Raw genomic sequence first — 12579 nt, 5'->3', positions numbered from 1 at the left:
AAGCTCTTAACCGTAGGTTAGTGCAGTTTCATGAAAACCTAACGGTGTTTACTGGCTTCCTCAAGCATCCGAGCCATTCTGTCATGGTGTTCCTTGACACTGTTGTAATACCAGGAACGCGCCTTCCCTCTGTCCACATTGCCCTCACCTTGGTTATAGGCGATGGTGGCGGTTCGGAGGTTGCCATCGTACCTGTCCAACAGATAGCTTAGGTACTTGATGGAAGTTTTGATGTTGGTCTTAGGGTTGCTAAGCTGACTACGACTAACACCGAAAGTCTCAGCAGTGCTAGGCAGTATTTGAAGGAGACCAATTGCTCCTGAGGATGACTCAACGGCGTTCTTGAACCTACTCTCCTGCCACATCATAGCCATGAGCCACATTGTGTCGATTTCGGTACCCTTGGATAGGCTATCAGCCCACCCAATGTACTGAAGCAGTTTCGTCCTGCTGACTGGCATCTCATTGTGATCTTCGATGTATTGCTCCATAACGTCAGCGATCAGGTCGTGAGTCGGGGGAACAATGGCCGACTCCTTCTTCTTCTTCTCAACCGATACTATCTTAACCTCGACCTTATCTTTCTTAGGCGTGACCTCTGCCTTCTTGACTTCCTTGGTCGGTTCCGTTTCCACTTTCTGTGGTTTAGGTTCCGTCTTCACTTCCTCTTTCTTCGGAGTCTCTAACTCCAAGGTAGTGATAAGGGGAGTAAGTTTTTGTAGGGCTAGAGGTTGCTCATGAACCGATTCAGTGACGGTAACTTTACTTGCCACAGGCTCATTCTCTGTTCCCTTAGGGGTCGCAAGACCTCCGTACATCACCACCGTTGCTACTGCCACCGTAGTGACTACTGCGATTCTTTTACGAGCGTCCAAGGTAGACTCTCACCTCCTGTGGTTTATTCTTCTGCCGCCACCTCGGGGAACTGTGCACCAAGGTACAGAGTTTCGATGTGTGACATAAGTACCTCATGTATCTCATCGGGAGTAGCTGTATTAGCGTCGATGACCTGGATCAGACGGTCTTCTTCGTCGGACAATCTACGAGCCAAGGTCTGGTACACGACCCGCGCACGTCTCTGTAACTCCTCGTCCATTTCAAGAATGTCTCGCTCAGGCTTACGATTGAAGGAAGTCTCTGCCGAGATGTCCAGGATGAACGTCAGATCGGGTTGACGAATCTTCTTAGCAAGCCCGCGAAGCCAATCAAGGTCTACGCCACGAGCCACCCCGAAAGCTAGATTAGACAGAGTGAAGCGATCAAGTATCAGGAAGTCACATCCAGTTTCCTCATACAAGAGGATGTCTTCCATGAAGTCCTGGCGATCCGCTTCGAGGAGCATGTGAACAGCTTCAGTGGTCAACGAGATGTCTCCCTGGAAGTAACCCAAGAGAACCTGACCGATAGGGGTGTGGTAGCGCGGGAAGCCCGCGACCGCCACATCATGACCCTTTTTCTTCAGTGCAAGGAACAGCTTGTTGACCTGAGTCTCTTTGCCGCTTGCATCAATTCCCTCTACCGAGATGATTATCATGTCAGTCCTCCTTCGATAGGAACTCATCGAACTTGCTAACCATCTTGAGGTTAGCCGTAATCTCCTTGTCGATGTCAGATTTCTGTGTACCAATGTCGTCGAGCTGAGACTTCAACTTCTCCTCACGCCTTACTGCTTCGTCTTTTGCGGCAGTAAGCTCACCAATAGCAACCCCGATACCATCACGAGCCTTCTGAAACGTCCGAAGGTGAGCGTTGACCTTACCTTGTGCCCGCGCCATGCGGTGCTGTGGAGCCTTGAGGAATAATGACAGTAAACGTTTGAACATATAACTACCTCCCGTAATGGTTGAATTTATTCAGCGGAGCAAGAGCCACTATCGGATGAACCCGAGTCGCTTCCGCAGTTGTCATTGCTTTCGTACCCACCGCTGTTGCCTTCGTAGTAGGTCGTTGTCGGAGTGGTATTGTAGTAACTGCCGCCGCTAGAACTGCTTGATCGAGGTGACTGTGAAACGCTTGGTCGGCGGGAGTTGAAGCGTCCCGTCTTGGTTCCCTGGTGATTGATTGGTGATCGTGCAGTTGGTTTACTAACACTCACGAGTTCATCTCCCCTGCATTGTCGAAGCTCGTCCCGAACCCGCCGCGATCAGCGTTGCCCAGTCCTGCAACTTCGTACAACTCCTTCATGAACAGCGGCAGGAATACTGCTTGGCATACCTTGTCGCCATCGTAAATCGTAGTTGGCTTGTCCGTTTCGTTCTTGAACTCAGCCGCCCACTCGTCTCCATCCCCGCAGAACAAGGAGTCCATCACGCCGACACCGTTAGTCAGCTTTACTTTCCACTTGCGATACGTGGAGGATCTCTGGAACAGCAGACCTACAGCTTCCATAGGAATCTCTGTCGCTACATTCAGTGGGATGACTGCTACCTCCCCAGGAGCAAGATGAATAGGTTCATCCAGTCGTGCAAAGAGATCGTACCCTGCATTGCGGGGGTTCTCCTTGTTGAAACCTTGGCGGCTAGTATCCATACGCTTGTAGGGAATGAACCCGTGAACCTGGGCAATCGCCTTACCCTTCTTGCCGCAATTCTCGCAACCCATCGTTTACTCACCCGCCTGATATGTCATAAGCACCGCATAAAACGGTTTGCCGTAGGACTTGTTGTAAGTGGAGGAGAACTCCATCCCTAAGACTAGGGAGGTTGAGTTCTCGTCTTGCCACTCACTGATCTGCTTGTCCAAGGCGGCTACAGATGCCGCCGAGAACGTCTTCACCTTGAACGATTGAGCGTATTTACTGATCTTCATCACTTGCCACCATCCAACAGGTGAAGCTTAGGTGCTTCAGGGAGGATAATCTCAGGAGTGTTCTGCTCAGCCTTCTTCTCCTCAACCAGGGCTTCAAACTCTTCCTCGCTCAACTCTTGAATCTCAAGATCGAGAGTGGTCGTCAGGATGTAACCCATACCATCAGTGAGGTGGACGTTGAAGAATGTCTGCGGCTGTTCATTGAAGGAACCATCCTCATAGTTGAATCCGATGACAGCTTTCTCGTATCCCGCCACAACGCCCGCGAACCATACGTTTACTTTCGTAGTGCCGCCCGTAGGTGTTTGAACCTCGTGCATGTTCGTTGGTGCGTGAACGTACTTACCGATCATGCTTGCTACGATTTCCTCCGTAAGAACTTGATCCTTCGCTTTAATTACTTGTGCCATTTGTAATTCCTCCAAATTTGTATTTGAGCTTTTCGCTCTCTCACTTTCTCTATACGACACGGTTCGACCTGAGTTAAGCGTACTTTTTCAAGTTTTTCAGGATGTCGATTTTACTGCCCGAATCAATTGGCGGGGCGTATGAATCCTCAAACTGAGTGACGATAATCTCCCGTGATTTCAACTGCAACGTGACCAGTACACTGCGCCCGTGGAACTTCATTCGAGACTTCACAAGGATGCGATTCTTGTTCCCGTCGAGAACATACTCGGCTATATCCCCATTAGCCAGTGACTCCATTACATTGGCTCTCGAAAGACCTTGCTTGAGCATTCCTGAAAGGCACTCTTGAGTGAATGTGAAATTACCGTCCACAAACTTCAAGATCGCTTCTCTTTCTAGTTGGTTAATACTTACTCCATCTTTCCGCACGACTTCACCTCCCTTAATTTCTCTATACGACATGAATAATTGGCAGTTAAATTGGGCATAAAGGTGATGTGGTGCCACACGCTATACACGAATCTGCGGCTAGTCGCAGGGGTTTTGTCGTGTACATACCTGGGAAGAACAAAGCCTAAGGCTGATCGGGACGCTGATCGGTCTATTCGTGCTGTTATAAAGAAAAAAGCACCCCGAAGGGTGCCTTATAATTACTTCTTCTTACGGTTTTGGAGCTTGTCGAAGCCGTTAGCTGTAGACACTTTGGCATACTGCTTGGACTTAGCTTCAAAGAAGTCCGTCTTGGTGGCGTTAAGTGCTTCGTCAGAGAATGGACGAATCCAAGGCATAACGTTCTCCCCTTCAAAGTGCTTGCCTAGACCCATCATCACCAGTCGTTGGTTGGCAACCCACTTTACATAGCTCTCGAACTCATCGAGGTCTACGTTATCCAGTTCACCAAGTACGTGATGAGACCAAGCGATCTCAAGGTCAACTGCGGTACGGAAGGTCTCAACAGTCCACTGCATGTTCTCCTCAGTGTTCAGTTCAGGGTAATCCTTAAGAAGCTGTTTGAATACTTCAGAGAAGAAGTACACATGCTGACGCTCATCCCGTTGGATATAGGAAGCCATCTCCGCAGTACGCATCATTCGCTGACTTCCCACCCGCGCCAAGCTATAGAAGAACGCGAACCCAGTGTAGAAGTCCAGTCCTTCCAAGATGATGTCAGCCACCAAAGACTTGAAGAAGGTCTGAGGGGTTGGGTTATCACGGAAGTCCTGGTACAGCTCTCGGATGAATAGGTTACGCTTCAGCAATACCTCATCCGTTTTCCAGTACTCGAACACTTCCTTCTGAGTCTCATAGTCTGCGATGGACGACAGCACGTAAGTGTACGACTGGTTATGGATGATCTCCTGTTGACCGATGATGCCGCAGATCGCTTGCAGTGACGAGTCCGTAAGATAATCCTTCACATCTGCCACGTACATACTTTGCATGGAGTCCAGTACTCCCAGGAGACCAATGATCTTCAGGTAAGCAGTCTGCTCCTGTTCACTCAGCTCCTCCTCGAACTGCATCTTGTCAGCGTTCATAGGGATTTCATCAGGAATCCAGTGGTTACCAATCAGTACCTTGTAGAGCTTATACATTTTAGGCATCCGAATGTCATCCCAGTTCAAGATACCTGAGCACTCTCCGTTGACGATGCGGGTAGATTTGTTAGGCGCGGTGATGTCAAAGATGGGCTGTTTTTTCAATTGTTCCAAGTTAATTCCTCCTTAAATTGTCCTTCACATTCTCTATACGACACAGGTACGTCTCAGTTAAGAAAGAAAAACCCGCCTATTTCTAAGCGAGTTTCTTCCTATTATAATGTGTTGCTTATGAAGCGCAGGATTCACATTCTTCAGGCATCTCGTTTGCCATGTTACGTACGTAGTAAGTGGTTTTCACACCGCTTTTCCATGCGTCCAGGTGAAGCTCAAGGAAGTCCATTGCGTCGATGTCAGGCTTCACGTACAAGTTGAACGATTGTCCTTGGTCAATGAACCGTTGACGAGATGCTACGTGCTTAATAGACCAGTGTTGGTCAAGCTCGAAGGCATTCTTACGGTAGTACTGCACGGTAACCATGTTCAGATCAGGTGCAGGGTTGGCAATCTTGTAGGTCGTCTTCTCCTCGTATGTCAAGAGTCCGTACACAGGGTCGATGGAAGCTGTAGAACCTGCAATAACGGATGTCGATCCATTCGGAGCCACCGCGAACAAGTATCCATTACGAATACCGTGCTCCATGACATCCAGGCACAACTGATACCAGTCAAGTCCCTGAGGGCTTTCGATTGGGAATAGTTTACCTTCAGCGTCACGACCGACTAAGCCGCGATCAATGAAGTAGTTACCGTTAGCCCACTCGGAACCTTTGAACAGAGGGTACGCGCCTTTCTCCATCGACAACTTCATGGATGCCTTGATGCCATAGAAGCTGATCTTCTCGTACAGGTTCACGTTGTACTCAACAGCCGCATCCGACTCCCACCGCAGGTGATTCAATGCTAGACGGTGATGGTATCCGAACGTTCCAAGACCAATAGCACGATATTGTTGGTTGGTGTGTACCGCTTGAAGGACTTCAAGCTTATCAGCATTCAGGTCAATGATGTTGTCCAACATGCGAACCTGGATGTCGATGATACGTTCAAGCTCATGATCCTCTGCTTTACCTAGGTTGATAGAGGATAGGTTACACACTACCATCTCACCAGGAATCTTCTCGATGAGGATGCGAGTCTTACCTTCCTTAGTTACCAGTTCCTCCCTCACTACCTTGGTGGCAGATTGGTTCTGTTCGATCTCTGTGCAGAGGTTAGAACAGTAGATGATTCCGTGACCTTTGTTCGGGTTGGCACGGTTTACTGTGTCCTTGTAGAACATGTAAGGTACACCAGTCTCAAGCTGAGAGGTCAGGATACGGATGAAGATGTCGATAGCAGGTACGGTCAATCGCGGCAGAGTTGGGTGATCTACGCATTGTTGGTACAGCTCACGGAATCTTCCCTTACCCTGCTCCTCGTCATACACCTCGTCCAGTTCAAAGCCCATGATGGTATGTACTTCGTGAGGGCAGAACAAGTGCCAGTCGTCTCCGTTGTCCACTGCTTCCATGAACAGGTCAGAAGCAATGAATCCCAGGAAGATGTCGTGTGCTCTCATACGATCATCTCCGTTGTTCAGTCTGAGATCGAGGAAGCTCAGGATGTCACGGTGCCAGTCTTGCAGGTATACTGCAATGGAACCTTTACGAGTACCCAACTGGTCTACGGATACCGCAGTGTTGTTGAGCTGTCGAATCCAAGGCACCACACCCGCCGACTTGTTCTTGTAGCCACGGATGTCGGAGTTACGAGCACGCACCTTGCCCATGTATACGCCGATACCGCCACCCATCTTGCTCAACCGAGCTACGTCCGTGTTGGAATCGTAGATACCGATAAGCGAGTCATCTACTGTGTCAATGAAGCAGGACGAGAGCTGACCGCCCTTTGCCTTACCTGCATTCGACATCGTAGGCGTTGCTGTAGTCATCTTCAGAGTTGACTGTGCCCAGTATGCTTCTTTGACTAATTCCATACGCTTCTCAGGGGCTTCGTTAAGCATCTCAACCATGGAGATAATCATGTAACGCTCCTGAGGAAGCTCGAAAGTGTTCTTCTCGTAGTCCCCTGTCAGGTAACGCTCATCAAGAGTAAGGAGACCAATGAACGTGAACAGGTGGTCGCGGGTATGGTCAATCGTTGCTTCAAGCTCAGCAATGTCACTGTCGGAATATACTTCCAACAATCGAGCATCATAGATACCGATAGACGTGAGGTACTTGAGCAGATCACTGAAGGAACCATACGGTTTATTTGGGTAAGTCTTGTATTCACGGTTGATCGCCGCTTGCTTGTACAGTTTGGTTCCGTAGATGCGGGATGCTACGAACATCCAATCAGGGAACTCTTTGTCGATCAGCTCTACCGCAGTCATGTACAATGCGTTGGTTATATCAACGCTTGCCACCTCTACGCGGTTCAGCTTGGACAATGCACCCTTCAGCAGTACCTCTTGGTCTAGGTTAGGGTGGTTCTCCATGACACGGGAGATGTATACCATCAACCTCTCAAGGTCAAAGCTCATCTCTCTGTTCTCAGGTTTGGTTACGGTCTTGATGCGAGTCTTAATTGCTGTCACGGTTTTCTCTCCCCCACGGTTTATTTTGATAGCCTGTAGTTTGCCATTAGGTGATCCACTACGAAGTCGAGTCCTGGCAATCTCTGCGAAACCATCTCCTCTAGTAACGGAGACAGTGATCGTAATCCCACCGCTATAATTGGCGTTCTATTAGTATAGGCAGTATGGATTATCACTACTTCATCCACTGAGAGGTTTTCGTTGGTCGCATCGAAGACTACGACATCTGATTGAACCACAGCCCTCTCGACCATGAGCATGTATTCACGGTTACTCATCCCGATGGCTGTGGAAGGGTCATGGTGTGCCCATGCAATGTCGGTATAGGTACTCAGGCTCTCTAATGAGAACCCGATAGCTACTGCGCTAATCACTACCGACCACCGCCCATCCATACGCTTTACCCTTTTTGACTTCCTCAAGAGTTAGCGTCCCAAGCTCCTGACCATCCAGGTACTTGAACAGGTCAGACACATATACTTCAAACTGCTCCCCTGTATCCGTGTGCTCAATAGTTAGCCCTGCACTTGATCGGGAGGAGAACCACCCCACGATCTTGAAGGTGCCACCTACTCGTTGCTTGTCCCGAGTCTTGTTCTTAAGCTCAGGACGAACAGGATACTCATGGTTCAAGCAATAGCCGTACTTGTCATCGTCCTTGTACTCCTTATCGCAGGAGGGGCATACCTTGACCATGATCTGACTACTCTTTGCCACTGAACAACCTCCTTCCTTGATCGACGACCTCCCGAAGCTCTTTCAACTCCCTCATCAGCTTGTGGTACTCGTCTCCCGTCATGATCGCCACACTATAATCCAATCGGGTCAACCCCTGCTTGTCATCGCGGGTCTCCTGCACAGTGATGTTCTCAAACAGAGGTTTCCTGAACTTATTTGCCATGTCATTGTCAATGATCTTCTTCAGCTCATCAGGAGGAATTTTACAAGTAGCTACCTCAAGATCAGTTACCAACCGAGTTGCGTGATACAAGTTCATCCCTTAACCTCCTCAGCAAGTCAAGCTCCTCTACCAAGGTGTAGAACTCTCTATCCCGAATAACGAAGTAGTCAGTGTTCTCACCGAAAGAGAATGCAAGGGCAGGTATCTTCTTGTTCTCGAACCCTTCCTGCTCAATCTTGTCCATCCATTCCTTCTTTATGGTCATTGACTTGGAAGGTTTCTCCTTGGTCTTGGCTTCTATTTGAAACAGCTCGGATACGATGTCACTCTTAGCGAACCACAACGCCCCCGAAGCCAATACTCTTTTCGCATCTTGTTTGATCTGTTGAAGACTCCGTGTAATGCGAGTCTCTTGTCGCTTGGAAGCGATCTGACCTCTGCTCTTAGACATTTACCTGACCCATCCTCTCTACAACCTGCTGTTTAATTGAGCTTTCTACAGCTTCAATAATGCGTGGGCTGTTCTCCGATACGATCTGCTGAGTAACGGTGAGGTAAATATCCCTCTTTGCTTGATTCAATCTATATTTGAGACAGTACCCCAGGGACAGGGCGATAGCGTTAGCTACCCCCGCCACTGCGATACCGTAGGCGATTGGCTCCATACGGTTCATCCCTTCTGTTTCATTTCATAAATCTTCAGGCGAAGTGTAGCCCGAAGCATAGGGAAGAACAGCCCTACGATGGATGGTGGAATGTCGAGGATGACACGCACCACATGATACAAGCGAATTACTCGCTCTCTACCGAGGAACACGTTGAGATACCCTTTGACCATCCCTTCATCCCTGGTTTCAGACCAAATGTGGCAAGCTCTGACGATGAAGTAGAGAGCATAAGCCGCCCACAGAATCATCTGCCACCAAGTCAAGCTGACAAACGATGTATACAATCCCACGAACATACGGTTACCCCCTAATTGCGTTTTGGACTAGCTCGTAGATCATGTTGTAAAGCTTGCTATCGTTCTCCTGAACGTCCAATTCTACGGCTTCTTTGACCTTAGCGATACCGTTCCACTTCTGCTCCTTGCCTTCCTCATCGGGAACGATCTCCCCAGTAGTGGTGTCAACGAGCTTGAGCCAAGACGTTCCGCTAAGAACACCCACCTCTTTAGCTACCGTTACAAGCTCCATGATTCTGTCCATACCATAGGCATAGTACAGGTCGATGGAAGCAGTTCGGAACGGCGGCGCGATCTTGTTCTTCGATACCTTCAGCTTGGACTGCTGACCTAGGATTACCTTGGCTGATCCCGATCCTTTAGCGAAGAACTCGCCTTTGCTTACGTCCAATGTCTGAGTGGAGTTATGCTTGAATGCACGCCCACCTGAGGAATCAGTTGGAGTACCGTACATGGAGAAGCCGCCGATCTTGTCACGCAACTGCTGAATGAAGATCAGTGTGGTGCCTGAGTTCTTCAGCTCACCTGAGTTGACGAGCTTACGCATGGCAGAGGAGTTCAGCTTGGACGTACCGCCCACCCGAGTCTCTTTCTCGAAGTCGTCATTCTCCATCTCGCTTTTAAGCATCAGACCGTCCGTGGAATCCAGTACGATATAGGCGAACCGTCTGCTACGAAGCATCGAAAGGATCATGCCGTAGATTTTCTCTGCGTAGGTATCAGGCTGAGAGACGAACAGCTTATCTGTGTTCACTCCGAGAGTCCGTGCCCACTCAAGGTTCAAGGCATTCTCCAAGTCGATGATCGCATTGTCACGTTCAGGCTCAACCTGCTGTGCTTCTGCAATCGCCATGAGTGCCAATGTCGTTTTACCTGCCGCTTCCCCGCCACGAAGGAATACCATCCGTCCCTGGGCAAAGCCGCCGCCAAGTGCCAGGTCGAGCATCAAGGAGCCTGATGACCGCACATTGATGTCGAACAGCTTCTCGGACTTACCGAGCAGGAACATGGACTGCTCACCGAACTCCTTACGGAATTGCTGAAGGAGCTTGACCCGTTCCGCGTCATAGATGTCGATTTCTTTCTCAACCGTTGCTGTTTCCGTCATTGCTCACCCTCCGTGAATTTCTCAATTTCATCCCATGTCTTCTTCATCCTAAGTAGAGGACTGAAGGCACATATAGCGTTGTCATACGACTCCCCATCGAGTTGTTTGATGTCCCGTAAGGTACGGAGCAGTGCGACGAACGCCCCAAGAGAGTTATGAATGAACTCATCGTAGGTTACTTTCGAGGGGAGGATATTTCTCTTGTACGCATCAATTGTCATCCCGTGAGCGATTACAGTTCTCTCAAGACCTTTCGACAAGGTTACGTAACTCTTACCGTCATCAAGTTTCACTTCAAACTGAATCAAGTCTTACATCCTCCTTCGTGGTGATCTTTACGTTGTAGAAGCCGTGCTTATCCCGTTTCACAACAGCGGAGTCTCCCACGGAGGTCTTAAAAGTACCGTCCGTGAGATTGTTCTCCTGCATAAACGGGATGATCTTCTCGTGAACCAGGTCTCGGAAGCTCATCTCCGCACCTCCCTTACTTCTTTTTCTTTTCGAGCTTACGTCTGCGAACAGTCACGAACTCAGACTTGTTCTCGCTGAGGAACTGCCCTACTACACTCGAAGTGACGACCTGCTTCTCAACAAGAGCCGACACTCCTTGGTAGTCAAGCTCATCACGCTCACGACCAGTCTTGGAAGCAAGACCATCCTTGTCGAAGGACTTCGTGTAACGGTAGTTGTTCTTGAATGCCAAGCAGTGAAGCTCATCCACAGGTACCGTCATCTCAGCCACACCCTCCTCGCGGAGAATGTCTGCGATCTCGTCTTTGATGCGGGCTTCTGCCAATTCGATCTCAGACTTCTTCAGACGAAGACTCAACAACTCGCTACCCAACTGAACCAACTTAAACTCTTTACTCATGCGTTATTCCCCCTGTTAATTTGTCTTCTTGTATCAAGATTGTCGTTACCTCTGCGAGTGATCTCCCGAGAGATCGCGTTTGCACGGTGCTCATATCCTTCACGTAAGGCACGGAAGGTGATAAATGTAGCGAGATTCTGAGTGTAGGTCTGCTCCCATTCCACATATACTGGCTCTGTGTGGACTGCGGCATCCCGTAGCTCTCGGCTCCCGTCTTGGATTGTGTACAGTTGTTTCTTGATAGTGTCTCTGATCTCCCGAGCCGTAGCTTGGTCGATGTCAGCGAGTGCTTCACAGTATCTTGCATAGGAGATCATTGTCGTCCATCGGTCAAGAAAGTCACCCAGTTCGGAGAATGGTACATTCGCCACCCCACCGTACCGCCGCTTCATCTGCTCCCACTCCGTGAAAAGGTCAACCCCATTCACAGCATCCTCAGGCTTTGGCGGGACTGGTAGACCCGCCTTAGCAATTTTGGACTTCGTGGCTTCCCTGGACTCGAATGACTTAATCCCCTGCTCGATTTGCTGTCGAGTCATTTCAGGCATTAGTCACACAACCCCTCATATTGCTCACCTAACTCGGCAAGCCGTTTCAATTCGTTGAAGTGGGTGTAATGGATGGTCACCAGTACGTCCTTGTTGTCACCCTTCTCCTTCATGACAAGGATTGGGGTCTTCTTGGATGCCTTAGCTTCCACCGCCAACTTATCCCACCAACGGAAGATTGCTATCTTGGTGTAGCACTTACACTCGATCTCGTAGGTAGAGTGGATAACGTCCCCCGTGCGATCTTCACCTTGGTCGGTTTTGTTAATTGCCCCCGACCCCATGTTACGCTTAGCACCATCAAAGATGTTCTTACCTACCCAACGCTCGAATGCTTTCCACAACTTGTCAGCCATCTTAGAAACCCCCTATATGCCAGTAGATAAATCCATGAGTCAGCCCCAGGATGTAGAACACGAGGAGGACAAGGATAGTAAGTTGCTCAGGGTCAAGTTGTTTTTTGAACAAGGGCTTAACCCCCTAACGCCGAGAACTCCGTGCGATATTCTCTTGCCTTTTCTTGACGTGCTTCAAGAACTCGTGCAGGAGGTGTGATCTCCCGAAGCTCCACCAATTTACGGAACTGACGAGTGATCGTCTCCGCAGGTGTTGCCTTGCGAATCTCTGCCATTTCCTTCACATTGTCATACAGCACCCAGTAGGAAGCTACGAGATCGTTGTAGTTCTCCTTCACCTCAGGGAAGGCTTTCACCATCTCGATGATGTTCTTGCGAATGTTGAAATACTGCGCTACTTTCGGTTGCTCTTGCATCCTTATTCCTCCTCGAA

General features: G+C 49.2%; 23 protein-coding genes. All 23 read right to left on the bottom strand.

Annotated elements, in window-relative coordinates; genetic code table 11:
- Positions 1-38: 38 nt before the first annotated feature.
- The 23 genes from BLW49_RS07530 to BLW49_RS07425 all read right to left on the bottom strand — a co-directional run bounded on the left by BLW49_RS07530 (position 39) and on the right by BLW49_RS07425 (position 12562).
- On the bottom strand, positions 39-875 hold the full coding sequence (locus tag BLW49_RS07530; protein WP_076312926.1) for a lytic transglycosylase domain-containing protein: 837 nt from the start codon (positions 873-875) through the stop codon (positions 39-41).
- 23 nt (positions 876-898) lie between these two features.
- Complete coding sequence (locus BLW49_RS07525) at positions 899-1534, bottom strand: dTMP kinase (protein ID WP_076312927.1); 636 nt, start codon at positions 1532-1534, stop codon at positions 899-901.
- Between the two features lies 1 nt (position 1535).
- Positions 1536-1823 carry a hypothetical protein gene (locus BLW49_RS07520; RefSeq protein WP_076312928.1) on the bottom strand — a complete coding sequence of 96 codons (288 nt, stop codon included), beginning with the start codon at positions 1821-1823 and terminating at the stop codon, positions 1536-1538.
- Positions 1824-1827: 4 nt separating this feature from the next.
- Positions 1828-2091, bottom strand: a complete 264-nt coding sequence (locus tag BLW49_RS07515; protein ID WP_076312929.1) for a hypothetical protein — start codon at positions 2089-2091, stop codon at positions 1828-1830.
- Complete coding sequence (locus BLW49_RS07510) at positions 2092-2601, bottom strand: dUTP diphosphatase (protein ID WP_076312930.1); 510 nt, start codon at positions 2599-2601, stop codon at positions 2092-2094.
- A 3-nt stretch (positions 2602-2604) separates the two neighbouring features.
- Entirely contained in the window at positions 2605-2808 is a 204-nt protein-coding gene (locus BLW49_RS07505; protein ID WP_076312931.1) for a hypothetical protein, read from the bottom strand.
- Entirely contained in the window at positions 2808-3218 is a 411-nt protein-coding gene (locus tag BLW49_RS07500; RefSeq protein ID WP_076312932.1) for a hypothetical protein, read from the bottom strand. The genes BLW49_RS07505 and BLW49_RS07500 overlap by 1 nt, the downstream gene beginning before the upstream one ends.
- Positions 3219-3291: 73 nt before the next feature.
- Complete coding sequence (locus BLW49_RS07495) at positions 3292-3648, bottom strand: hypothetical protein (RefSeq protein ID WP_076312933.1); 357 nt, start codon at positions 3646-3648, stop codon at positions 3292-3294.
- A gap of 221 nt (positions 3649-3869) precedes the next feature.
- Entirely contained in the window at positions 3870-4922 is a 1053-nt protein-coding gene (locus tag BLW49_RS07490; protein ID WP_076313520.1) for a ribonucleotide-diphosphate reductase subunit beta, read from the bottom strand.
- A gap of 124 nt (positions 4923-5046) precedes the next feature.
- Positions 5047-7398 (bottom strand): ribonucleoside-diphosphate reductase subunit alpha, encoded by a 2352-nt coding sequence (locus BLW49_RS07485; RefSeq protein ID WP_256209653.1) that lies wholly within the window; start codon positions 7396-7398, stop codon positions 5047-5049.
- A 20-nt stretch (positions 7399-7418) separates the two neighbouring features.
- Complete coding sequence (locus BLW49_RS07480; RefSeq protein ID WP_076312935.1) at positions 7419-7772, bottom strand: hypothetical protein; 354 nt, start codon at positions 7770-7772, stop codon at positions 7419-7421.
- Positions 7765-8115 (bottom strand): hypothetical protein, encoded by a 351-nt coding sequence (locus tag BLW49_RS07475; protein ID WP_076312936.1) that lies wholly within the window; start codon positions 8113-8115, stop codon positions 7765-7767. Before BLW49_RS07475 ends, BLW49_RS07480 begins: the two co-directional genes overlap by 8 nt.
- The gene (locus tag BLW49_RS07470; protein ID WP_076312937.1) at positions 8102-8395 is read right to left on the bottom strand and encodes a hypothetical protein; all 294 of its coding nucleotides are present in this window, start codon (positions 8393-8395) and stop codon (positions 8102-8104) included. Before BLW49_RS07470 ends, BLW49_RS07475 begins: the two co-directional genes overlap by 14 nt.
- Complete coding sequence (locus BLW49_RS07465; RefSeq protein ID WP_076312938.1) at positions 8361-8750, bottom strand: hypothetical protein; 390 nt, start codon at positions 8748-8750, stop codon at positions 8361-8363. The genes BLW49_RS07470 and BLW49_RS07465 overlap by 35 nt, the downstream gene beginning before the upstream one ends.
- A complete protein-coding gene (locus BLW49_RS07460; RefSeq protein WP_076312939.1) occupies positions 8743-8964 on the bottom strand; it encodes a hypothetical protein in 222 nt (73 codons plus the stop codon). The genes BLW49_RS07465 and BLW49_RS07460 overlap by 8 nt, the downstream gene beginning before the upstream one ends.
- A gap of 5 nt (positions 8965-8969) precedes the next feature.
- Positions 8970-9263, bottom strand: coding sequence for a hypothetical protein (locus BLW49_RS07455; RefSeq protein WP_076312940.1), 294 nt, complete (start codon positions 9261-9263; stop codon positions 8970-8972).
- 4 nt (positions 9264-9267) lie between these two features.
- Positions 9268-10371 carry a recombinase RecA gene (locus tag BLW49_RS07450; protein WP_076312941.1) on the bottom strand — a complete coding sequence of 368 codons (1104 nt, stop codon included), beginning with the start codon at positions 10369-10371 and terminating at the stop codon, positions 9268-9270.
- Entirely contained in the window at positions 10368-10679 is a 312-nt protein-coding gene (locus BLW49_RS07445; protein ID WP_076312942.1) for a hypothetical protein, read from the bottom strand. The genes BLW49_RS07450 and BLW49_RS07445 overlap by 4 nt, the downstream gene beginning before the upstream one ends.
- Entirely contained in the window at positions 10666-10842 is a 177-nt protein-coding gene (locus BLW49_RS28740) for a hypothetical protein (RefSeq protein ID WP_177178675.1), read from the bottom strand. Before BLW49_RS28740 ends, BLW49_RS07445 begins: the two co-directional genes overlap by 14 nt.
- Positions 10843-10855: 13 nt before the next feature.
- The gene (locus tag BLW49_RS07440) at positions 10856-11242 is read right to left on the bottom strand and encodes a hypothetical protein (protein WP_076312943.1); all 387 of its coding nucleotides are present in this window, start codon (positions 11240-11242) and stop codon (positions 10856-10858) included.
- Positions 11239-11790, bottom strand: a complete 552-nt coding sequence (locus BLW49_RS07435) for a hypothetical protein (protein ID WP_076312944.1) — start codon at positions 11788-11790, stop codon at positions 11239-11241. Before BLW49_RS07435 ends, BLW49_RS07440 begins: the two co-directional genes overlap by 4 nt.
- Positions 11790-12146, bottom strand: coding sequence for a putative PDDEXK endonuclease (locus tag BLW49_RS07430; RefSeq protein WP_076312945.1), 357 nt, complete (start codon positions 12144-12146; stop codon positions 11790-11792). Before BLW49_RS07430 ends, BLW49_RS07435 begins: the two co-directional genes overlap by 1 nt.
- 116 nt (positions 12147-12262) lie before the next feature.
- The gene (locus BLW49_RS07425) at positions 12263-12562 is read right to left on the bottom strand and encodes a hypothetical protein (RefSeq protein WP_076312946.1); all 300 of its coding nucleotides are present in this window, start codon (positions 12560-12562) and stop codon (positions 12263-12265) included.
- Between the last annotated feature and the right edge of the window lie 17 nt (positions 12563-12579).

The sequence above is a fragment of the Paenibacillus sp. PDC88 genome, assembly GCF_900106725.1.
GTDB classification, from domain to species: domain Bacteria; phylum Bacillota; class Bacilli; order Paenibacillales; family Paenibacillaceae; genus Paenibacillus; species Paenibacillus shunpengii.
The sequence above is the reverse complement of the archived record's forward strand: the minus strand, read 5'-3'. Positions and strand labels throughout refer to the sequence as shown.

Bases quoted from the DNA above. Each gene is read 5' to 3' on its own strand.
- BLW49_RS07525 (WP_076312927.1), bottom strand. From the start codon at position 1,534: ATGATAATCATCTCGGTAGAGGGAATTGATGCAAGCGGCAAAGAGACT.
- BLW49_RS07430 (WP_076312945.1), bottom strand. From the start codon at position 12,146: ATGGCTGACAAGTTGTGGAAAGCATTCGAGCGTTGGGTAGGTAAGAAC.
- BLW49_RS07455 (WP_076312940.1), bottom strand. From the start codon at position 9,263: ATGTTCGTGGGATTGTATACATCGTTTGTCAGCTTGACTTGGTGGCAG.
- BLW49_RS07440 (WP_076312943.1), bottom strand. From the start codon at position 11,242: ATGAGTAAAGAGTTTAAGTTGGTTCAGTTGGGTAGCGAGTTGTTGAGT.
- BLW49_RS07505 (WP_076312931.1), bottom strand. From the start codon at position 2,808: ATGAAGATCAGTAAATACGCTCAATCGTTCAAGGTGAAGACGTTCTCG.
- BLW49_RS07470 (WP_076312937.1), bottom strand. From the start codon at position 8,395: ATGAACTTGTATCACGCAACTCGGTTGGTAACTGATCTTGAGGTAGCT.
- BLW49_RS07435 (WP_076312944.1), bottom strand. From the start codon at position 11,790: ATGCCTGAAATGACTCGACAGCAAATCGAGCAGGGGATTAAGTCATTC.
- BLW49_RS07500 (WP_076312932.1), bottom strand. From the start codon at position 3,218: ATGGCACAAGTAATTAAAGCGAAGGATCAAGTTCTTACGGAGGAAATC.
- BLW49_RS07450 (WP_076312941.1), bottom strand. From the start codon at position 10,371: ATGACGGAAACAGCAACGGTTGAGAAAGAAATCGACATCTATGACGCG.
- BLW49_RS07520 (WP_076312928.1), bottom strand. From the start codon at position 1,823: ATGTTCAAACGTTTACTGTCATTATTCCTCAAGGCTCCACAGCACCGC.
- BLW49_RS07465 (WP_076312938.1), bottom strand. From the start codon at position 8,750: ATGTCTAAGAGCAGAGGTCAGATCGCTTCCAAGCGACAAGAGACTCGC.
- BLW49_RS07510 (WP_076312930.1), bottom strand. From the start codon at position 2,601: ATGGGTTGCGAGAATTGCGGCAAGAAGGGTAAGGCGATTGCCCAGGTT.
- BLW49_RS28740 (WP_177178675.1), bottom strand. From the start codon at position 10,842: ATGAGCTTCCGAGACCTGGTTCACGAGAAGATCATCCCGTTTATGCAG.
- BLW49_RS07425 (WP_076312946.1), bottom strand. From the start codon at position 12,562: ATGCAAGAGCAACCGAAAGTAGCGCAGTATTTCAACATTCGCAAGAAC.
- BLW49_RS07460 (WP_076312939.1), bottom strand. From the start codon at position 8,964: ATGGAGCCAATCGCCTACGGTATCGCAGTGGCGGGGGTAGCTAACGCT.